The 19,100-nt window shown below is 72.2% G+C and carries 19 protein-coding genes and 1 pseudogene; 9 read left to right on the top strand and 11 right to left on the bottom strand.

What is annotated here, in order from left to right:
• Nucleotides 1-120 precede the first annotated feature (120 nt).
• On the top strand, nucleotides 121-819 hold the full coding sequence (locus KIK06_RS21185) for a hypothetical protein (RefSeq protein ID WP_268644824.1): 699 nt from the start codon (nucleotides 121-123) through the stop codon (nucleotides 817-819).
• Here KIK06_RS21185 and KIK06_RS21190 read toward each other — a convergent pair.
• Entirely contained in the window at nucleotides 809-1,474 is a 666-nt protein-coding gene (locus KIK06_RS21190; RefSeq protein WP_268644825.1) for a TetR/AcrR family transcriptional regulator, read from the bottom strand. The genes KIK06_RS21185 and KIK06_RS21190 overlap by 11 nt on opposite strands.
• A 133-nt stretch (nucleotides 1,475-1,607) precedes the next feature.
• Here KIK06_RS21190 and KIK06_RS21195 point away from each other — a divergent pair, with 133 nt between their 5' ends.
• Nucleotides 1,608-2,396 (top strand): SDR family NAD(P)-dependent oxidoreductase, encoded by a 789-nt coding sequence (locus KIK06_RS21195; RefSeq protein ID WP_268644826.1) that lies wholly within the window; start codon nucleotides 1,608-1,610, stop codon nucleotides 2,394-2,396.
• Between the two features lie 95 nt (nucleotides 2,397-2,491).
• On the opposite strand, the gene KIK06_RS21200 is transcribed toward KIK06_RS21195, so the two are convergent.
• On the bottom strand, nucleotides 2,492-4,084 hold the full coding sequence (locus KIK06_RS21200) for an OmpA family protein (RefSeq protein ID WP_268644827.1): 1,593 nt from the start codon (nucleotides 4,082-4,084) through the stop codon (nucleotides 2,492-2,494).
• A 162-nt stretch (nucleotides 4,085-4,246) separates the two neighbouring features.
• On the opposite strand from KIK06_RS21200, the gene KIK06_RS21205 reads away from it, so the two are divergent.
• From KIK06_RS21205 to KIK06_RS21220, 4 genes are all read left to right on the top strand, one after another.
• A complete protein-coding gene (locus KIK06_RS21205; protein ID WP_442789785.1) occupies nucleotides 4,247-5,854 on the top strand; it encodes a molybdopterin-dependent oxidoreductase in 1,608 nt (535 codons plus the stop codon).
• Nucleotides 5,855-5,916: 62 nt separating this feature from the next.
• The gene (locus KIK06_RS21210) at nucleotides 5,917-6,561 is read left to right on the top strand and encodes a fasciclin domain-containing protein (protein ID WP_268644828.1); all 645 of its coding nucleotides are present in this window, start codon (nucleotides 5,917-5,919) and stop codon (nucleotides 6,559-6,561) included.
• An 84-nt stretch (nucleotides 6,562-6,645) separates the two neighbouring features.
• A complete protein-coding gene (locus tag KIK06_RS21215) occupies nucleotides 6,646-7,248 on the top strand; it encodes a sigma-70 family RNA polymerase sigma factor (RefSeq protein WP_268644829.1) in 603 nt (200 codons plus the stop codon).
• The gene (locus KIK06_RS21220) at nucleotides 7,245-7,985 is read left to right on the top strand and encodes an anti-sigma factor (protein ID WP_268644830.1); all 741 of its coding nucleotides are present in this window, start codon (nucleotides 7,245-7,247) and stop codon (nucleotides 7,983-7,985) included. Before KIK06_RS21215 ends, KIK06_RS21220 begins: the two co-directional genes overlap by 4 nt.
• 36 nt (nucleotides 7,986-8,021) lie before the next feature.
• On the opposite strand, the gene KIK06_RS21225 is transcribed toward KIK06_RS21220, so the two are convergent.
• Together KIK06_RS21225 and KIK06_RS21230 are read right to left on the bottom strand one after the other, a co-directional pair.
• Complete coding sequence (locus KIK06_RS21225; RefSeq protein WP_268644831.1) at nucleotides 8,022-9,311, bottom strand: MFS transporter; 1,290 nt, start codon at nucleotides 9,309-9,311, stop codon at nucleotides 8,022-8,024.
• 69 nt (nucleotides 9,312-9,380) lie between these two features.
• Nucleotides 9,381-10,685: an MFS transporter gene (locus tag KIK06_RS21230; protein WP_268644832.1), complete on the bottom strand. Its 1,305-nt coding sequence runs from the start codon at nucleotides 10,683-10,685 to the stop codon at nucleotides 9,381-9,383.
• Between the two features lie 193 nt (nucleotides 10,686-10,878).
• On the opposite strand from KIK06_RS21230, the gene KIK06_RS21235 reads away from it, so the two are divergent.
• The gene (locus tag KIK06_RS21235) at nucleotides 10,879-11,364 is read left to right on the top strand and encodes an Lrp/AsnC family transcriptional regulator (RefSeq protein WP_268644833.1); all 486 of its coding nucleotides are present in this window, start codon (nucleotides 10,879-10,881) and stop codon (nucleotides 11,362-11,364) included.
• Nucleotides 11,365-11,421: 57 nt separating this feature from the next.
• Here KIK06_RS21235 and KIK06_RS21240 read toward each other — a convergent pair whose 3' ends face one another.
• A complete protein-coding gene (locus tag KIK06_RS21240) occupies nucleotides 11,422-12,216 on the bottom strand; it encodes a VOC family protein (RefSeq protein WP_268644834.1) in 795 nt (264 codons plus the stop codon).
• A gap of 15 nt (nucleotides 12,217-12,231) precedes the next feature.
• Between KIK06_RS21240 and KIK06_RS21245 the strand changes: the two genes are divergently transcribed.
• Nucleotides 12,232-12,453, top strand: a complete 222-nt coding sequence (locus tag KIK06_RS21245; protein WP_268644835.1) for a hypothetical protein — start codon at nucleotides 12,232-12,234, stop codon at nucleotides 12,451-12,453.
• A 74-nt stretch (nucleotides 12,454-12,527) separates the two neighbouring features.
• Here the strand turns inward: KIK06_RS21245 and KIK06_RS21250 are convergent, their stop codons facing one another.
• From KIK06_RS21250 to KIK06_RS21260, 3 genes and pseudogenes are all read right to left on the bottom strand, one after another.
• Nucleotides 12,528-13,526 (bottom strand): hypothetical protein, encoded by a 999-nt coding sequence (locus KIK06_RS21250; protein ID WP_268644836.1) that lies wholly within the window; start codon nucleotides 13,524-13,526, stop codon nucleotides 12,528-12,530.
• Nucleotides 13,527-13,587: 61 nt separating this feature from the next.
• Entirely contained in the window at nucleotides 13,588-14,037 is a 450-nt protein-coding gene (locus tag KIK06_RS21255) for a GNAT family N-acetyltransferase (RefSeq protein WP_017601986.1), read from the bottom strand.
• Between the two features lie 74 nt (nucleotides 14,038-14,111).
• Nucleotides 14,112-14,917: pseudogene (locus tag KIK06_RS21260) on the bottom strand (TIGR02452 family protein).
• A 123-nt stretch (nucleotides 14,918-15,040) separates the two neighbouring features.
• Here KIK06_RS21260 and KIK06_RS21265 point away from each other — a divergent pair.
• The gene (locus tag KIK06_RS21265) at nucleotides 15,041-15,598 is read left to right on the top strand and encodes an RNA 2'-phosphotransferase (RefSeq protein ID WP_268644837.1); all 558 of its coding nucleotides are present in this window, start codon (nucleotides 15,041-15,043) and stop codon (nucleotides 15,596-15,598) included.
• Here the strand turns inward: KIK06_RS21265 and KIK06_RS21270 are convergent.
• The 3 genes from KIK06_RS21270 to KIK06_RS21280 form a co-directional block, all read right to left on the bottom strand.
• Nucleotides 15,585-16,415 (bottom strand): class I SAM-dependent methyltransferase, encoded by an 831-nt coding sequence (locus KIK06_RS21270; RefSeq protein WP_017601989.1) that lies wholly within the window; start codon nucleotides 16,413-16,415, stop codon nucleotides 15,585-15,587. The genes KIK06_RS21265 and KIK06_RS21270 overlap by 14 nt on opposite strands.
• The gene (locus tag KIK06_RS21275; protein WP_268644838.1) at nucleotides 16,399-17,262 is read right to left on the bottom strand and encodes an SURF1 family cytochrome oxidase biogenesis protein; all 864 of its coding nucleotides are present in this window, start codon (nucleotides 17,260-17,262) and stop codon (nucleotides 16,399-16,401) included. The genes KIK06_RS21270 and KIK06_RS21275 overlap by 17 nt, the downstream gene beginning before the upstream one ends.
• Before the next feature lie 152 nt (nucleotides 17,263-17,414).
• The gene (locus tag KIK06_RS21280) at nucleotides 17,415-18,512 is read right to left on the bottom strand and encodes a chaplin (protein ID WP_268644839.1); all 1,098 of its coding nucleotides are present in this window, start codon (nucleotides 18,510-18,512) and stop codon (nucleotides 17,415-17,417) included.
• Between the last annotated feature and the right edge of the window lie 588 nt (nucleotides 18,513-19,100).

Below are 19,100 nucleotides of genomic sequence, written 5' to 3' on the forward strand. Positions count from 1 at the left end.
GGCGGCGGGAACGAGGACTCGGCCACGTCGGCGAGGCACACGGGGGACTTGCTAAGTTTCCCTGTGACCCCCGCCGGAGTCTCCTCCCGCCGTCCGGCGCCCCCGATCCGAAAGCCACCCATGCGCCTGATCCCCTCCACCCCCCTGTCGTGCCTGGGCACGGCCGTCGTCGTTGTCGCCGTCGGCGGTGTCGCCCTCGTCGGCTTCGGCGTGATCGACCTCGACATGGACCTGAGCCTGTCCAGCGGCGACCTCGACGCCTTCGAGGGCCTGCCGCTCGGTGATCCCAGCGGCGAGCCCAGCACCGGTCCCGACGCCGAGGAGACCCCGGACGCGCCCGGCTACGCCCTCCCCGAGTCGTGCGCGGCGGCGGGCGTCGCGGAGGTCGTCGGCGACCTGGCACCGGGCCCGGTCCTGACCGAGGAGTCCGGCGAGGTCGAGGGCGTCGACGACGCGGAGCAGCTCGTGTGCTCGTACGGTGACGGCGGCGCCGAGCCGGGCAGTCCCACCTTCACCGTCGTGTTCACCCTGGGCGCCGACCCGAGCGCCAATCCCGACGTGGTCCGGGTGCCCGGTTCCGAGGAGCGGATGAACTGGGAGGTGGACGTCGACGTGGACGTGGACACCTACCACACCGACGAGGCCGACAGCCTGGGCGGCGACCTGGAGTACGTGGGAACCGTGGACGGCTCCAGCCGCCACCTGTACCTGGCGCTCCCCGGTGAGCTGCACGTGACCGCGATCTCCTACTTCGGCGACGTGCCCCGCGAGGACCTGGAGCGCGTCGTCATGACGGCCGCGGAGCGGATCAGGAACTGAGCACGCCCGCGGCCAGGCGCCGCAGGCAGCGGTCGACCAGGGCGGCCGGACCGTCGTCCCCCTCCGCGGGTGCGTCGACGGCCGCCCACTGCTCGAGCGACACCCGCACCGCGTCGGTGGCGACGGCCGCCGCCAGGCGGTGGGCGATCGGGTCGTCGCCGAACCCGGGCCACGTCTCCAGCACCTCGGCGAGCCGTTCCTCCGACTGCCGGTTCACCCGGTACCAGACATCGCGGAGGGCCTCGTCGGTCGCGGCCGCGCGCAGGAGCGCCCGCGTCCACTCCAGCCCCTCGGGTCCGCCGTCGTCCCCCTCCGACATGGTCTCGGCGACCGACTCCGCCAGGAACCCGACCAGGTCCCGCCCGGTCGCGCTCCCCTTCCCCGGCGCCGCCATCCGCTCGGAGAGCCGGGCACGCCAGCGGTCGGCCCCCGCGAGCAGCAACGGCGCCACGGCGTCCTGCTTGGTGCGGAAGTAGCGGTAGAAGGTGCGCAGCGCCACCCCGGACGCGCGGGCGATGTCCTCGGCGGTGGTCTGGTCCACTCCGTCACGCGCGAAGAGCGCGGCTGCGGCGCGGGCGATCTCCAGGCGTGTGGCCCGTCGTCGGCGCTCGTGCAGGGGGGCGGAGGGCGCCTCGGGCGGCGGTGCGGCACTCATTCCCACCAGCATAGTCATGTGGTAATGACCATGTACGCCAATGTGGCATGACGTGCCAAACGTGCATAACGTGTAGTGGGGAGTGGAGCCGCCGACGACACAGCCCGACGGCCACGAGAGTCTGGAGCAGACCATGAACCGCTACGAAGGGCGCCGCGTACTCGTCACCGGCGCCGGATCCGGAATCGGCCAGGCCACGGCGCTGCGCGTGTTGTCGGAGGGCGGCGCGGTCGTCGCCGCGGACGTGAGCGAGGCCGGTCTGAGGGACACCCTGGACAAGGCGGGCCCGGCCGCCGAGCGCCTCGGCACCGTGGTCGTCGACATCGCCGACGAGACATCCGTCCGCGCCGCCGTCCGATCCGCCGCCGCCCAGCTCGGCGGACTGGACGCGCTGGTCAACGCCGCCGGGATCCTGCGCTCCTCGCACACCGAGCGGACCAGCGCGGCCGACTTCACCCACATCCTCCGGGTGAACCTGGTCGGCACGTTCCTCGTCATCCGGGAAGCGCTGCCGCACCTGCGCGAGGGCCGGGGTCCCGCCGTGGTCAACTTCAGCTCGACCTCAGCCGCCTTCGCCCACCCGTACATGGCCGCCTACGCGGCGAGCAAGGGTGGTGTCCAGTCCATGACCCACGCGCTCGCCAGCGAGTACGCCGCGGACGGCATCCGCTTCACCGCCGTGCAGCCGGGCTCGATCTCCAGCGGCATGACGGACGGCAGCGGCGCGAGCGGGCGGAGCGTCGGCCCGGGCCTGCCCGAGGACGCCGACATGAGCCTGTTCGCCAAACTGAGCCCCGCCGTCGGCGGCGGGGGCTTCGCCGGGCCGGAGACCGTCGCCTCCGTCGTCGCCATGCTGGCGTCGGAGGACGGGGCGTTCGTCACCGGCACCGAGATCCGCGTCGACGGCGGCACGCACTTCTGATCCGGCCCTGACCTGACACGGGTCCCGCACACACGAGGGGCGCGGCCGCGCGCACCGCGACCGCGCCCCTCCCCGTGCCTGCGTCGGGGAACCGGTCAGTACTCGACCGGGATCTCCTCGAACTCGCCGAACGGGCCCGCGCGCAGGGTCAGCCGCTCCACGTCCGCCGCGGGCGCCGGGAACACGGCGACCAGGTCGTAGGTGTTGCCCGGCTGGAGCAGGTGCACCTCCTCGGCGAAGCTGCTGTAGCGGCCCTCGCCGAAGTCCATCTGCGCCACGTACCGCACCAGGCCGTTCTCCGGCTCCAGCAGCTGGAAGCCGCCGAGCGTGCCCTTGTTGAACTGCTCCGGGCCACCCGCCAGGATCGCGTCCGTTCCGCCCAGCTCCGGGATGGTCGGCTCGTCCCCGGTGTTGGTGAGGGCGAACGTCCCGAGGACGTAGGCGCCGTCGCGGCGCAGCGGGTAGACGTCCAGGCGCACCCCGTCGAGCTCACCGCTGGCCACCACCGAACCCGGGTCGTCGCTGTAGGGCGCGGGCCAGGTGACGTTGCGCTGGGCCACGCCCAGGGCGTCCTCGTCGTACGCCTCTTCCTCCGAGGCCTCCGACGAGGTGTTGTAGACGTAGGAGAACTCGACGCGGCGGTTGCGGGCGCGGGCCTGCTCGTCGTCGGGTCCGCCCTCGCGCGCGACCGGCTCGTTCATACCGCGCCCCTCGACCTCCAGGGTGTACCCGGAGCCGATCTCCTCGGCGAGCAGGTCGCGGACGGTCTCGGCGCGGTCCACCGACAGGGCGTCGTTGTAGGAGGCGCTGCCGATGCCGTCGGTGTGGCCGATGACCGTGATGGTCGGGTCCTCGGGGTCGACGTTGGCGGTCAGGGTCGTGGCCGCGCGCCGAACCACCTCCTCGGCCTCCGGGGTGAGGTCGGAGCTGTCGAAGGCGAACATCACGTCCGAGTGCAGCGAAATGATCTCGCGGTCGCCGTCACGGGTGGTGGAGGCGATCTGGGAGTCGACGAAGCTCTGCACCCAGCCCTCGTCGGCCACGGCGTCCTCGTCGGGGCGGCGGTTGGCGAAGGTGAGGTTCTCGCCGCGCGGCGGGGGGTTGTCCAGGGTGAGGTGGTCGGCCCCGTTCGGGTCCTCGGGGTCCGCTCGTTCCTCGTCCACGTCCTGGACGGGGATCCCGGTCATCGCGCCCAGGCCGCTGCCGATGAAGGTCACCTGCTCGACCTCGTCGGGCAGGCGCGGGTAGTAGCGGACGTACTCGTTGGTGACCTCGTCGTGCACCGGGTACAGCCCGTCCCCGCCCGGGCTCTCGGAGCCGTACTTGAGGCCGTCCTCGTCGAGGAACTGGCGGTACACCCGGCCGGTCATCGGATCCACGAGCGTGTGCGCCATGCTCAGGTTCCGGTTGGGGCCGGAGAACTCGTCGGAGTAGGTCACCTCGTAGTACATGACCGTGTACTCGTCGGTGCGCTCCAGGCCGGTGATCGAGAAGGTCATCTCGTTGTCCTGGCCCGTGTCCTGGAAAATCCGGCCCTCGCGGACGTAGGGGAACTCCTCCGTGACCTCGGGCGGGCCGTCCCCGCCGAAGGTCTCGGACCACCAGCCGGCGGTGGCCGTGCAGCCGCTGAGCAGGAGGGCTCCCGATACGGTCAGGGCGACCGCGGTGACGGGCGTCTTCCACGCCATGTGGGGGAACTCCGATCGTTGAGGGGACGTACCGGCAACATCCTCCACCAGTCGGGCGCCTGAGCCGACCGCGCGGCCCCCTCGACGGGGCCGCGTCGCCCCCGGACGGAAATTCTTCCGAACCGACCAATCCGCGTCCGCGCCCGGCCGCGAATCCCCCACGTGACCACCAAGACACGGGGCGGCAGCACGCGGCCCGAGAAGCAGCGAGGAACCGCCGTCGGCGTGACCGTCGGCCTGCTCACCGCGGCGTTCGGCCTCGGCGCCGCCGAACTCGCCGCCGGCGCGCTGCGCACCGCGTCCCCGGTGGTCGTCGTCGGCGACGCGCTCGTCGACAACAGCCCACCCGAGCTGATGGAACTGGCGATCTCGCTGCTCGGTACGGCCGACAAGCCCGTACTGATCGCGGGGATCGTGGTGGTCCTCGCCGGGTCCGGCGCCGTGCTGGGGATCGTGGCGCTCGCCCGCCCGGTCCTCGGCCACGCCGGACTGGCGGTCCTGGCGACGGCGGGTGCGACCGCCGTCCTCCTGCGCCGCGCCGACGAACCGGGAGCCGTGGTCCCGGTCCTCGTCGGCGCGGTCGCGGGGGCGCTGGCCCTGGCCCTCCTGCTCAGGAGGGCCGGGGCCGGTCCCTCCCCCGTGGAGGGGGAGAAGGGGGAGACGACGGCACCGGCGGCGCGGGGGGAGACGCCCGATCCGACCCGGGAACCCGGAAGGCGCGGTTTCGTCCTGACCGCGACCGGGGTCCTGGGGGCGTCCGCGGCCGCCGGGGCCGTCGGCCACTGGCTCCCCCGGTCCCCGGGAGCCTCCACGGCTGCCTCCCTCACACTGCCCGAACCGGCCCGGCCCCTGCCCCGGCTGCCCGCCGGGGTCGACCTGGGCGTCCCGGGGCTCACCCCGTTCACCACCCCCAACACCGGCTTCTACCGGATCGACACGGCGCTCTCCGTCCCCCGGCCGGACCCCTCCCGGTGGACCCTGCGCGTCCACGGAATGGTCGACCGCCCCTTCGAGATCGGTATGGACGAGCTGCTGTCGATGCCGCTGGAGGAGGCCGACATCACGCTCTCCTGCGTGTCCAACCAGGTGGGCGGCGACCTCGCGGGCAACACGCGCTGGCTGGGCGCCCCGCTCGCCCGACTGCTCCGACGCGCCGGAGTGCACTCCGGCGCCGACCAGATCCTCAGCACCTCCGACGACGGCTGGACCTGCGGAACCCCCACCGAGGTCGTCATGGACGGGCGCGACGCCCTCCTCGCCGTCGGCATGGGCGGCGAGCCGCTGCCCGCCGAGCACGGATTTCCGGCCCGCATGGTCGTGCCCGGCCTGTACGGCTTCGTGAGCGCCACCAAGTGGGTCACCGACATCAAGCTCACCCGGTTCGCCGACGAGCGCGCCTACTGGGCACAGCGCGGCTGGGCCGTCCGGGCGCCGATCAAGACCATGTCCCGGGTGGACGTGCCCGCCCCGCTGGCCCGGGTGGCCGCCGGGGACGTGGTTCTGGCCGGGGTCGCCTGGGCCCAGCACCGGGGCGTCGACGCCGTCGAGGTGCGGGTGGACGGCGGCGACTGGTGGGAGGCCGAGCTCGCCCGCGTCCCGGGCGTCGACACCTGGGTCCAGTGGGTGGCCGAGACCTCCGTGGAACCCGGACAGCACGACGTGGAGGTCAGGGCGACCGACGCCACCGGCGCCACACAGCCCTCGGCCAGAGCCGAACCCGTTCCCGACGGAGCCACCGGGTGGCACCGCATCCGCTTCACAGCGGAGTGACGAACCATCCTCCCTCGCCGCGACCGCGGCCACCGAAGTTGAACAAGTTGAAGGAGAGTTCCATGATTCGCAAGAGCGCACTCACCACCGCCGCCTCCGCCGCCGTTCTGGCGTTCGGTCTGACCGCCTGCGGCGACATGGGCGGTGAGGAGGCCACCGACGCCGCGTCGCCCGAGGCGACCGAGGAGGCCAACAACGGCGGAGGGGAGACCGCGGGCGAGGACATGACCGCCATGGAGGCGTTCGGTCCGGGCTGTGCCGCGGTCCCCGAGGACGGCGCGGGCAGTTTCGAGGGCATGGCCCAGGACCCGGTCGCGACCGCGGCCTCGAACAACCCCGTCCTGTCCACCCTGGTCACCGCCGTGACCGAGGCCGACCTGGTCGACACGCTCAACTCGGCCGAGGACATCACGGTGTTCGCGCCCACCAACGACGCCTTCGCCGCGATTCCCGAGGAGGACCTCAACGCCCTCCTCGCCGACCAGGAGCAGCTGACCGAGGTCCTGACCTACCACGTCGTCGGGGGCAGGCACGCTCCGTCCGACCTGGAGGACGGGACGTTCACCTCGCTCCAGGGCGGGGACGTCACCACCGAGGGCGCCGGGGAGGACTTCACCGTGAACGGCGACTCCCAGGTGGTGTGCGGCAACGTCCAGACCGCCAACGCCACGGTCTACATCGTCGACACGGTGCTGATGCCCTCCTGAGGGCCGTGACGTCCGGGCGGTCCGTGCGCTGACGCCGGTCCGCCCGGACACCGTTCCCGACCGCCCGTGAGAGGAAGTGGGCAGATGGACGAGGAAGCCGCGGAGCCCCTCGCCCCCGGTGCCGTGGCCCAGGGGCCGCCGAACGCCAGACTCGCCGGACTGCTCCGGCGGGTGGCGCGCGGTGACGAGGAGGCCTTCGACGAGGTGTACGGCCTGGTGAGCCCCTCCGTCTACGGCCTGGCACGCCGGATCCTGCGCGACCCGGCCCAGTCCGAGGAGATCGCCCAGGAGGTGCTGGTGGAGATCTGGCGCACCGCCTGCCGGTTCGATGAGAACCGCGGGAGCGCCCGCGCCTGGGTGATGACGCTGACGCACCGCAGGGCGGTCGACCGCGTCCGCTCCGAGCAGGCCGCCTCCGACCGGGAGGCCCGTGCCACGGCCTCCGAGACCCACCGGCCCTTCGACGAGGTCGCGGAGGAGGTCGGCGACCGGCTGGAGCGCGAACGCGTCCGCCGGTGCCTCGACACCCTCACCGACCTCCAGCGCCAGTCCGTCCGGTTGGCCTACTACGGCGGGTACACCTACCGGGAGGTCGCCCGGCTGCTGACCACGCCGCTGGGTACCGTCAAGACGCGGATGCGCGACGGACTGATCCGGCTCCGAGACTGCCTGGGGGTGGAGTGGTGAGGAGATCACTGAGCCAGGACCCGCACCGCCTGTCGGGTGCCTACGCCCTCAACGCCCTCTCCCCCGACGAGCGCACGCGCTTCGAGGACCACCTCGCCGGGTGCGCCGCCTGCGTGCAGGAGGTGCGGGGCTTCTCCGAGACCGCCGCCCTGCTCGGTTCGACGGCGGCCGAGGCTCCGCCTGAGGGGCTGCGCGAACGCGTCATGGAACAGGTGTCCCGGACCCGGCAGCTGGCGCCCGCCCCGGAACGCCTGCCCGAGCCCCGTCGGCGCCCGTGGGGGTGGGGCCCCTGGCTGGTGCTCGCCGCCTGCCTGGCCGTGGTGGTCGCCCTCGGCGCGGTCGTGGCCGACCAGGTCGGCCAGGTCCGCGAACTGCGGGAGCGGGAGCGGCTCATCTCGTCCGTGCTCACCGCGCCGGACGCCGAGTACACCTCCGGCGAACTGGAGGAGGGGGTCAGCATGACCCTCGTGCACTCCGAGGAGCGGGGCCGCATCGTGTTCGGCGCCCAGGGGCTGTCGGAACTCGAGGGACGGGACTACCAGCTCTGGGTGACCCACGAGAACGGGGCGGTCACCCCGGCCGGCCTCCTCGCCCTCGACGACGAGGGCGTGGCCGTTCCCGTCGTCGCCGCGGCCGACGCCGAGGGCGCTGAGGGCGTGGCCGTCACGATCGAGCCCGAGGGTGGATCCGAGCAGCCGACCACGGATCCCATCGCGGCGATGACGTTCAGCGGCTGACAGCCGGTGTCCGTGGCCTGACGGGAGTGTGCCCCCTCAGGCCACGGACACCTCCTCCGGCCGGGGCAGGGACCGCATCACCGGGGTGAGGGTGCACAGGGCGGCCGCCCCGGACACGAGCGCCATGGTCAAGAAGACCCATTCGGGTCCGGCGTGGTCGTAGACGAGCCCGACGCCGAGGATCCCCACGGGCTGGGACAGCATCGCCAGGAACACGACGGCGCCCAGGACGCGCCCCTGCCGCGCGTCGCCGACCGAGGCGGCCACGTACCCGTGGAACAGGGCGTTGGCGCTCGGGACGATGGCGAACACGCATCCGACGACTACCCCGAGCAGGAGCACGTTGGGGGCCGCGAGCAGCACGAGCGCGCCCAGCGGGGCCGACCACGCCGCCACGAGGAAGGTCGCCGACGGGCGCGCCCACCGGACGACCAGCCCCGCGACCAGGGACCCCACCAGGCCGCCGGTGCCGGCCAGGGAAACGGTCATGCCGATCTGGAGGTGGGAGGCGCCCTGCCCCTCCGCGGTCGCGATGATGGCGAGGAAGGACCCAGTGACGGTGAAGACCAGGTTGAACCCCAGGATCCACGCGATCATCGGCCGCAGAACGGGGTGCCTGACCAGCAGGACGAAACCGTCGGCCACCCCGCGCAGAGTCCACCCCTCAGCCTCGGAACGGTCCGCCTGCATGGGTCGGCGGACGGCCAGCAGCAGGACGGCCGAGGCCAGGTAGGTGACGGCCTCGACGGCGAACGGCAGCGCTCTTGCCAGGTTGAACAGCGAACCCGCGACCGGGGCGCCCAGGGCCGTGGTGCCGAAGAGGCGGATCTGGTTCTGGGCGGCGGCGTCCGCGAGCTGGGCGGCCGGGACCAGCTGTTTGGTCGCGGCCGTGGCCACGGGGTTGGCGATCCCCGTCATGGTGGCGGAGGCGACCGCCACGCACGCGATGAGCGGGATGGACGCGTGCCCGGCCAGCAGTAGGCCGGTGAACAGGACGAGGAGGGCCAGCCGTCCCAGGTCGCAGACCAGCAACACCGCGCGCCGGTTGATCCGGTCGGCGAGGGCCCCGCCGAGGACGGCGGAGACCATCGCCGCCGTCACCTGGGCGGCCCCGATCGCACCGGCCTGCGCGGCCGATCCCACGAGGGCGAGCACCAGGAGCGGGTAGGCGACCTCACCGCTCTCCTTGCCCAGTCCGGCCAGGAACCTGCTGGTCCAGAGCGCCTGGAAGTCGCGGTTGCGCAGAAGCGCCCGGGACCCGTTCGCCCCGACCCGGCACGGGGCCCGTCCGGGTGGCCCGGACGGGTCCCGCCGCTCGGTGGTCATGTGGACCGGTGGAACGCCGTGGGAACCGGTCTGGAAGGCCGATCGGGGGGTGCGGATCTCATGCCGCCATTATGCGCGCACGACCGACCTTCCCGTGGTACGCCGACCCACGGATTCGGCGGCCGCCTCGATGGTGCGCGGGGTGCGTTCGACGTAGGCCACGACCAGGGCGACTGTGAGCGATCCACCAGCCACGAACAGGTACGACGCACCCCATCCGCCCGTCAGCTCGCCCACGAGGCCGAAGAGCAGCGGCCCGCCCAAGGCGATCCCGCTGCCCACTCCCTGGACGAAACCGGAGAGGGCGCCCGCCCCTCCGGGGGTGGTGCTGCGCGTGTTGATCATGGTCATGGTCACCACGAACAGGCTGGTGCCCATGCCGAGGAAGACCGCCCACAGGGGTGTCAGGTGCTCGGGGGCCACCGCGACTCCCAGGTAGCCGATCGCGTACCCGGCCACGCCGAGCGCGATGATCGGGAAGGTGTTGGCCGAACGCACGGTGACGGTGGGCGCGACCAGACCGAACAGCAGGCTCACGCCGACCATCAGCGACACCATGCTCCCGGCGAAGGCGTCGGTGTGCCCGGCGTCGGCGAGCAGGGTCGGCAGCCACGTGAAGAGAGTGAAGACGTTCCAGGTGACCATTCCGAACAGCAGGGCCATGCGCCAGGCCATGCCCACGCGCCAGACGGGGCGGGCCAGCGCGGTTCGGGTCGGGGCGGGCACGGCCTGGGCGGCGTCGCCCCGGGTGGGGCTCAGCCACTGGAGGACCCACAGGCCGGCGGCCGCCAGGGCGATCACGGCCCACGCGCCGATGGCGAGGCGCCATCCGACGGCCTCGGCGAGGGGAACGGCGACCAGCGGCGGGAAGAGGGCGCCCGTGTGGATGGCGACCATCTGAACGGTGCTGAGCGTCGCCAGGCGGTCGGGGAAGTACTGCTTGATCAGGGGCGGCAGCACGACGTTGCCCAGCGCCGCGCCGGCGAGGGCCACGGCGGTCAGCACCAGCAGGGTGCCGGTGTCGGGCGCGAAGGCGCGCAGGGCCTGGCCGAGGGCGGTGAGCAGCATGCTCAGAACCGCGGTGAGCTCCGGGCCCAGGCGACGCATGATCGCCGGGGTGACCAGACCGAAGACGGCGAAGGCGATCAGCGGCAGGGTGCCGAACACGCCGATGACGGTGGCGGCGAAGCCGAACTCGTCCCCGACCGTGGTCAGCAGGGGTGACAGGGCGGTGACCACCAGGCGCAGGTTCAGTGCCGCGCAGGTGATCGCCAGCAGGGCCAGGGTGCGGCCTCGGAGGGCTCCTGTGGGAGCCGTGGTGAGCGGCCGGACCGACGGTCGGTCGGTGGCGGCCGCGACGGAGGAAACGCTCATGACGGCGACGGACGTCCCTTGTTGTGCGGTGATGCGGCGCTGCATCAGAGCGGGGTCGACCGGCGGGCGACGCTGCCTGCCCGGGAAGGATCGGCTTCCCTGGGCGAGCCAAATACGACCTTTTCAAGGAAATGTTATGCACAAAGCGGGTGTATACACAACTTTCCGTACTTAATACGGATACTATGGGGTTATGGCTGATCTCGACGAACTTGATACGGCGATCCTGGCCGAACTCCAGTCGGACGCACGACGCACCAACCGGGACGTGGCCTCAGCGGTGGGCGCGTCCCCGACCACGACGCTGGACCGGACCCGCGCGCTCAGGGAGAGGGGTGTGATCCGGGGCGCACTGCTGGACGTCGACCTGGAGCTCATCGGCCGACCGGTGCAGGCACTCATCACCGTGCGCATCGTCAAGCCCTCACGGCACAACATCGAGGCGTTCCGCGACTGGGTGCGCTCCCTTCCCGACACCCTGTCGGTCTTCGTGACCTCGGGAAACGAGGACTTCCTCATCCACGTCGCCCTCCCGGACAACGACAGCCTGTACGCGTTCGTCGTCGACAAGCTGACGGAGCGGCCGGAGGTCGCCGACGTGCGGGCGTCGATCGTCTACGAACACCTGCGCAACGACCGCATCGCCCCCGCCACGGCGGGGGGACGCCGACGGAGGTAGCGGACACGTGGTCGTGGCCGGAGTCCTGCCGCCCGCGCCGTGAGACACGCCCCGATCTCAGTCGGGCGAGGGCGTGAGCAGCACGAACCCGGTCTGGAACGGATCGACGCACAGGACCAGGCGTCCCACCCGGGGAACGTCGGCGGGGCCCATGACCACCTGACCGCCCGACGAGGTGACCTGCGCGGCAGCCACGTCGCAGTCGGTGACGGCGAAGACCGGATGCCAGTCTCCGCCACCGCCGCTCTCCGCCAGCTGGGCGCGGTCGACACCCATCATCCCGCCGAACTCCCGCCCCTCGGCGCCGCCCGCCGGGGCGATGATCCGATAGGGCTCGGGACTGTCCGGAAGGGCGAAGTCCTGGTAGCGCCAGCCGAACAGCTTGGAGTAGAAGGACAGCGCGCCCGCGCTGTCCGGCGTCCACAGCTCGACCCAGCACAGACTGTTGGCCTGGTCGGTGACCCCCATGCCCGGGAAGTCACGCGCCTCCCAGAGCCCGAAGTCCCCGCCCTGGGGATCGGCGCAGAACGCCATGCGGCCGAACGAGAGGGCGTCCGTCGGCCCCTCGTGCACCACGCCGCCGAGACTCACCACGGCACGGGCGGTCTCGTCGACGTCGCCGGTGGCGAAGTAGACCGTCCACACCGGCCGCTGCCCCTCCTGCGTCAGCGGCCCGAGCCCGGCCAGCGGTATCCCGTCCAACTGGAGCATCCGGTACCCGCCCGTCTCCGGCGCCGCCTCGCTGGCGGTCCAGCCGAACACCTTCCGGTAGAAGGTGACGGAGGCCTCGATGTCCGGCGACCCCAGCTCGATCCAGCACGGGGAGCCGGGAACGAAGTCGGTGGTGATCATGGGTACCCCTTCTGCGTGTTTCCACGAAACGCACCACCTCCGAGTCTCTCCCTCCCCCGTGCCGGGAACGAGCCGCGACGCGGCAAAGACTCACACAACTCCCGCGTCGACGCGCTACGCGCCTCCGACCACACGGCGCCCCGCCCGATCGACCGGCCCTCCGGAGCCGTGGCCCGCCTCGTCGTGAACGCGCTCCACATCGCCCGGGCGGTGGCGGTCGCCGTCACGGCGGGCTGACACGACGGCGGCCGGACGGGCCGCGCCTGTGCGCGGTGGTCGTGGAACCGCGACCCCGGCCGGACGCTCATGACCTACTCAGCCGCCCCCGGCCCACCCTCGGAGGAGCGCCTCGCCCCGCTCTCCGCCGCCACGCCGTCAGGTGTCCCCGATGGCACGACCGCCCACCACACGCCCGCGATCGTCCCGACCGACAAGACGCCGCCGACCGCCGACGTCAGCGCGTCGGGGGCCACCACCGACTGCCCCCGCAGCGCCTGCCAGGTGGTCAGCGCGAACAGCCCCGCGTACGCCGCCGCGACCACGACCACCAGTCGCACCCGGGCCCGCGCGCGCCGCGGTCCCCGGCCGGACCGCGTCACCGCCGTCAGGGCCAGCGCGAACAGGATCATCACCTGGAGCCCGTGCAGTCCCACGAAGTGCGGCACCCTCAGGTCCCCCGCGACCGTGCTCCACCCGACCAACGGCAGCCCCGGACCGCCGTCGGGCGCGCCCACGGTGTGCGCGCCGATCACGTCCGACCCGCCGCCCGCCAGAGCGGCCTCCTGCTCGGGTGTGGCGGGGGACATGAGCAGCGCCACCGGCATGCCCGCCAGCGCGATCACCGTCCCCAGCCGGACCGCCCACGTCACGGCGGGGTCCCCGGTCCGCCTCCGCGCCAGCAGGACGCCCACGGCGACGTTGGCCGCCCACACCGTCATGATCACGGCGCCCATCCCGTTGAAGACCAGGGCGTCGAGCGTCGTCTCCACGTTGAAGTGGCTCCGCCGCCCTCGCAGGACCTGGACCACGATGGCCACCAGTTCGACACCGACGAGGACGGCGATCACCGAGCCGAGCCGGCGCCCGCCGGGCCGGACCAGCGACAGCAGCCAGGCGAGCGTCACGTTGTACACGGCGATGGACAGCGCGAACCGGGCGGGCTTGGCCCAGATCGGCTCCCCGACCAGGACCCGGCCGTCGACCGCGGTCCCCACCAGCGACGCCGCCAGCACGAGTCCGGCCAGGGCCGCCGTCAGCACCAGGGGTCGGTGCCAGTCCAGCACGGTTCTCAGGAAGAGGGGGAAGCACACGGGGCACCTCGGAGCAACCGTCACCTTCTGTTACCGGTCTCCTCCTACCCCGCCCAACGGCTCACAGACGGAGTTCGAAGACCATCCGGTCCACACCGGGCGCCTCGTAGTCGGCGTGCGGCCCCGTCACCTCGAAGCCGAACGCCCGGTGGAAGGCGATCGACCGCTCGTTGACCGGCGAGGTGATCGCCCGCACCACCGTCCGCCCCTCGGCCCGGGCGGCCGCCGTGAACCGCTCGTACAGCCGGCTCGCCAATCCCGACCTGCGGTGCTCCGGAGCCACTCCGACGAAGTGCACGTAGGCCTCCTCCGGCTCAGAGGGCGACGCGAACCCCACGAGGAAGCCCGCCAGCTCCTCCCCGAACTCGGCCGTGAGGCTGCTGGTGTGGAAGTGGTCGAGGAACAGCCGGGGCAGCACTCCCGAGATCGGCCGCCCCCACCAGTCGTCGCACACCGCGATGATCCGCGCGTGGTCGGAGGGGCGGGCGGTGCGGATGTCGACATCGGACACGGGAAGGGTCTCCTGCCATCTCGGGAGTCGGACGGGTGATGGTCATACCCCGCCCTCGTGGGCGAACGGCCGGGTCACGACCGGCCGAACGCCTCTCGGAACGGCGACCGCACCGCGTCGGTTCCCATCACCGCGAACACCACGTGCCCGAACACCCCGGCGAACTCCCCGTCCAGGTGTTCGGCGAAGGCCCCCGCCACCTCGGCGGGACGGTTTCCGAACACACCGCACCCCCACGCGCCAGGACCAGGACGTCCGCACCCCGGTCGGCGGCCACCGCCAGGACGCCCCGGGCCCGGTGTACCAGCGCCCCGGGGATCCGGTCCGCCTCACCCGTCCGGTTCCGCTCGACCATCCGCCGGTTCGGCGCGGCGCACGTCAGAAAGGCCGCCACCACGGGGTCGGGCAGCCACCCGCCCCGGTCGTCCCGGAACACCGGGACACTCGGCGAGTAGATGACCCGGTCCGTGTAGAGCAGGCTCCGCTCGCTCCGATGGTGGTCGTAGAACTCCGGGCACGTCGTCAGCGACGCGTACAGTCCGCTCGACCTCGCCAGACTCTCCTCCTGGGCACGGGCCCCGTTGGCCACGCCCCCACCGGGGTTGCGGGCCGACGCGAAGTTCAGCGCCGCGACCTCACCGGCCCCGGCCAGCCGTGCGACGGCCTCCAGGGTGCTCTCACCCGTGACCTCGACCCGGGTCCTCCCCGTGCCCTCCGGCGCGGTCAGGCCCCGCAGCTCCTCGGGCGGATAGAGCCGTGTGCCCGCGCGCATCGCCGCGAGCGCCCCCGACAGGTCCACCGTGCGGCCGCCGGCCGTGTACCGCTCCGCCTCGACGGCGGTCCGGGTCTCCCGCCACACGCGGCGCAGTCTCTGGGACATGTGCGTTCCCTCCGTCCTCGGCGGAGCACGAACCTACCGGCGGCGCGGCGGGGGCCCAACCGCTTTTTCCCGGGCCCGGAAAACCGTTGGCCGCGGCGCCCGGACGTGGAGCATGCTCGAAGCATGGACCCCAAGCGCCGTGTCCGGACCTCCAAGTTCCTCTCCCTCGTCCTGCGCCACGACCCCTCCCGTGTGGGAATCACCCTCGACGCCGAGGGCTGGGCCGACATCCGCGCACTCCTGGACGGCTGTCGCCGCGCCGGTCGCCGCGTCACCCACGCCGAGCTGATGGAGGTCGTCCGCACCAACGACAAACAAAGGTTCGCCCTCAACGCCGACGGAACACGCGTACGCGCACGTCAGGGACACTCCGTCCCGGTCGACCTCGCCCTGGCGCCCGCCACTCCGCCGGAGCTGCTCTACCACGGCACGGTCGGCCGATTCCTGCCCGCGATCACCGCCGAGGGCCTGCGCTCCATAGGCCGCCACGACGTCCACCTGTCGGCGGACGAGGCCACCGCTCGCAAGGTCGGCTCCCGCCGCGGCGCACCGGTCGTGCTGGTCGTCGCCGCCGGACGCATGCACGCCGACGGGTACGCCTTCCGGATGAGCGACAACGGCGTCTGGCTGGTCCCCGAAGTCCCACCGGAGTACCTGGGCGAACCCGTCAGTCGGGCCTGACCGCGCTGAAGATCGCCGTCCCGGGGATCATCCGGCCGCGGATCGGCCCCCAGCCGCCCCAGGCCCGGTCGTGTCCCTCCGGCCACTCCGGTTCGACCACGTCGCGCAGGACCAGCCCGGCCCCGGTGATCCCCCGGATCCAGTCCCCCATGGTCAGGTGGTGTTCGACGTAGACCGCCCGCCCCCGGTCGTCCTCCTCCACGTAGGCGCGCCGGTCGAAGTAGGACTGGCACACGGTGAACCCGTGCTCGGTCGGGTCGTCCGGGAAGCACCACCGCACCGGATGGGTCACCGAGAACACCAGGCGCCCGCCCGGCCGCAGCACCCGCCCCGCCTCGGCGAGCGCGTCCGTCGCGGCGGGAACGAACGGGAACGCCCCGAAGGCCGAGAACACCACGTCGAACGACGCGTCCGCGAACGGCAGTCGTTGGGCGTCCGCCTGCGCCGTGGGCACCGCGAGCCCGGTCTCCTCGTCGATCCGCCGCGCGTGCTGGAGCTGGCGCGAGGCGAGGTCGACTCCGACGACCTCCCGTACGCCCTGGGACCGCAGCCACCGGGCGCACTGGCCCGCGCCGCACCCGACCTCCAGGAACCGCCCGTCACGTGTGTTCGCCAGGTCGAGCAGGTCCGCGTCGGCCTCGGTCAGCCCCTCGGGGCACCACACGAACCCGGTGTCCCCGAGGAAGCCCCCGTGGTCGGCCTGATAGGCGTCCGCCGCCGCGTCCCACCACAGCCGGCCCGCCCGGGCGCTCTCCCACGGACCGACCGCACGCCGTTCGACCCATCCCGGGTCCGGGTAGTCAGCCTCGTCCGGCACGGTCGCCCGCCTCCTCCTCGCGCGCGGCACGCGCGCCGTCCGACTCCGCGCCGCCGCCGTCGTCGTCGTCCGATCCGCCGTCGGCCGCGCCCGGGGCCGACCGGGCCTCCCGCGCGTCCCGAACCTCGCGGCGGACGAGGAACACCCATCCGCCGATCGCGATGAGCGTGAACACCCACCACTGCACCGCGTAGGACAGGCTCATCCCCGATTCCAGCTCCTGCGTGGCGACGCGTTCGGGGGCCGGGTCGGGAACCGGGTCCTGGCTGGTGAGCTCCACATACCCGCCGTAGACGGGATAGGGCAGCTCCTCGGCGAGCGCGTCGACGTCGACGATCATGATCTGCCCCTCGGGCAGGCCGCCACGGTCGTGCACCCCGGTGTTCTCCTCGGTCTCGGAGAACTGGAGGCGGCCCTTGACCTCGATCTCGCCCTCGGGCGCCGGCGGCACCTCCGGGGTGTCCCGGGCGGTCTCGCCCGGCGGGATCCAGCCCCGGTTGACCAGGACCGCGGCCCCGTCGTCGGTCACCAGCGGCGTGAGCACGTGGAACCCCACACCGCGCGAGCCGTCCCGGTTGCGCAGCAGGAGCTGGTGTTCGGTGTCCCAGGTTCCGGTGACCTCGACCGTGCGCCACCGATCGTCCCGGTCCACGGTCCCGCCGACCTCGGTGAGGTCGGAGACGGGCACCGGATCGGCGGACAGGTTCCCCTGTTGCAGGTCGACCGCGGCGCTGCGCTGCTCCCAACGGTCCAACTGCCAAAAACCCAGCCACACGAAGCTGGGAACGATGAGCACGACCAGCGCGTGGAACGCCAGCATGCGTGAGGAGAACAGGACTCTGAGCACGTCTTCGAGGTTATGAGACGTCCCCGGCCTCCCCGCACCGCCCCCGCCCGGGCACGCGGAACGCCTCCGGGGCCGCGCCGGGCACGCGAAGGGCGGGGCCCGGAACACCGGAACCCCGCCCGAACAGCCTTTGTCGTGGACTCGCCGTGGGGCTAGACCTCGTCCTCGGCGCCCGCCGCCGCGCGGCGCTTGCGTGCGAAGTACAGACCGGCGCCACCGGCCCCGATCGCCGCCAGACCGGCCGCGACCAGACCGCCCAGGGCGGTGCCGGTCACCGCGAGCTGCTCGTCGGCCTGCGGCTTGCGGTCGTCGCCGGTGGAGGAGGAGTCGTCGCCGTCGGAGCCGCCGTCGTTGCCGTCGTCACCGTTGTCGCCATCGTCACCGTCGTTGCCGTCGTCGCCGTCGCTACCGTCGTCACCGTCGTTGCCGTCGTTGCCGTCATCACCCCCGTCACCATCGTCGCCGTCGTCACCGTCGCTACCGTCGTCACCGTCGTTGCCGTCATCACCCCCGTCGCCGCCGTCATCCGAGATCTGCTCCATACAGGCGGCCTCGGCGAGACCGAGCACGGACACCGCGTTGCCGCAGATCTCGACGGCCGCGTCGACCGGGACGATGATCTGGTTGCCGCTGGCCACACCGCCGGAACCGTCGGTGGCGGGCCCGCCCTCGTTCTCGGGGGAGGCCTGGATGACGTTGACGATCGTGGTGCACTCGGCGCTGGAGCCGCCCAGGATCGCGATCGAGTTGCCGCAGACGTTGAGGGCGACATCGACCGGGACGATGATCTGGTTGCCGCTGGCCACACCGCCGGAACCGTTCGTGGACGCGGTGGACGCGGGCTCGCCCTCGGACTCCTCCTCCAGGGCCTCGACCACCTCGACGCAGTCGGCCTCGGAGATCCCGCCGACGGCGACCGCGTTGCCGCAGGCGTCCACGGCGGCGTCGACCGGGACGATGATCTGGTTGCCACCGGCCACGCTGCCGGAACCGTCGGTGGTGGCGCCCTGCCCACTGGTCTCGTACAGCACCTCGGACACCTGGTCGCACTCGGCGCCGGAGATGCCCAGTACCGCGAGCGAGTTGCCGCACAGGTCGGCCTGGACGTCGGCGGGGACGACGACCTGGTTTCCGCCGGCCACGCTGCCGGAACCGTCCGTGGACGTGTCGGCGAGGGCCGCGGTCAGGGGGGCGACCACGAGTCCGGCGGTGAGGACGGTTGCGAAGGGGTAGCGGAGTGTGTTGCGCATCGTGCTGCTTGGACCTTTCACGGAAGACGGCCAGGCGGTCACGCCGAAGTCGGCGTGAAACACCGTGGGCGGAACCGGGTGCGTGTTCGACCGCGAAGCGATTCCACCGTCACGGCGAAAGCGGGCCCGTCACCAGTGGCGGTGAATGAGGCGGGCGGCCCGCGTACGTGCGGAGGTCGCGGTTCCTTGGGGTTCTCCCCTTGCGAGAACCGGCGACGGACCGAAACGTTAGCAAGCCACTGGGGACGCGCAGGCGTTTTTCAGAAATGTTTATCCGCACCACGAACACTTTACGCACACGCAATGCGACGCAGTGAAGTAATTCCTGGTCAAAGGCTGGCCTTTGATTACTCTGCGCACACAGGCAGAAGCATTCTGTCGCCATTCCCGGGGAAGAAAATTTTGCACCCTTGACCCGAAGTCCACTAATCAACTTCGTGGACTAGCGCCCGTAACCACGGCCGAACGCCATTTCACCCACCCGGATCCACCCGGTTATAGCAATATGACCGATTCACGCAGAAAGCCTGAAATGAGATAATCTCGTCCGGGGAGGAGTCCCCCGGGCCCCGACACGCCCCCCGCGGG

Source organism: Nocardiopsis sp. EMB25 (assembly GCF_026797795.1).
Classification (GTDB): Bacteria; Actinomycetota; Actinomycetes; order Streptosporangiales; family Streptosporangiaceae; genus Nocardiopsis; species Nocardiopsis lucentensis.

Bases quoted from the DNA above. Each gene is read 5' to 3' on its own strand.
- KIK06_RS21185 (WP_268644824.1), top strand. From the start codon at position 121: ATGCGCCTGATCCCCTCCACCCCCCTGTCGTGCCTGGGCACGGCCGTC.
- KIK06_RS21190 (WP_268644825.1), bottom strand. From the start codon at position 1,474: ATGAGTGCCGCACCGCCGCCCGAGGCGCCCTCCGCCCCCCTGCACGAG.
- KIK06_RS21195 (WP_268644826.1), top strand. From the start codon at position 1,608: ATGAACCGCTACGAAGGGCGCCGCGTACTCGTCACCGGCGCCGGATCC.
- KIK06_RS21200 (WP_268644827.1), bottom strand. From the start codon at position 4,084: ATGGCGTGGAAGACGCCCGTCACCGCGGTCGCCCTGACCGTATCGGGA.
- KIK06_RS21210 (WP_268644828.1), top strand. From the start codon at position 5,917: ATGATTCGCAAGAGCGCACTCACCACCGCCGCCTCCGCCGCCGTTCTG.
- KIK06_RS21215 (WP_268644829.1), top strand. From the start codon at position 6,646: ATGGACGAGGAAGCCGCGGAGCCCCTCGCCCCCGGTGCCGTGGCCCAG.
- KIK06_RS21225 (WP_268644831.1), bottom strand. From the start codon at position 9,311: ATGACCACCGAGCGGCGGGACCCGTCCGGGCCACCCGGACGGGCCCCG.
- KIK06_RS21230 (WP_268644832.1), bottom strand. From the start codon at position 10,685: ATGAGCGTTTCCTCCGTCGCGGCCGCCACCGACCGACCGTCGGTCCGG.
- KIK06_RS21235 (WP_268644833.1), top strand. From the start codon at position 10,879: ATGGCTGATCTCGACGAACTTGATACGGCGATCCTGGCCGAACTCCAG.
- KIK06_RS21240 (WP_268644834.1), bottom strand. From the start codon at position 12,216: ATGATCACCACCGACTTCGTTCCCGGCTCCCCGTGCTGGATCGAGCTG.
- KIK06_RS21265 (WP_268644837.1), top strand. From the start codon at position 15,041: ATGGACCCCAAGCGCCGTGTCCGGACCTCCAAGTTCCTCTCCCTCGTC.
- KIK06_RS21280 (WP_268644839.1), bottom strand. From the start codon at position 18,512: ATGCGCAACACACTCCGCTACCCCTTCGCAACCGTCCTCACCGCCGGA.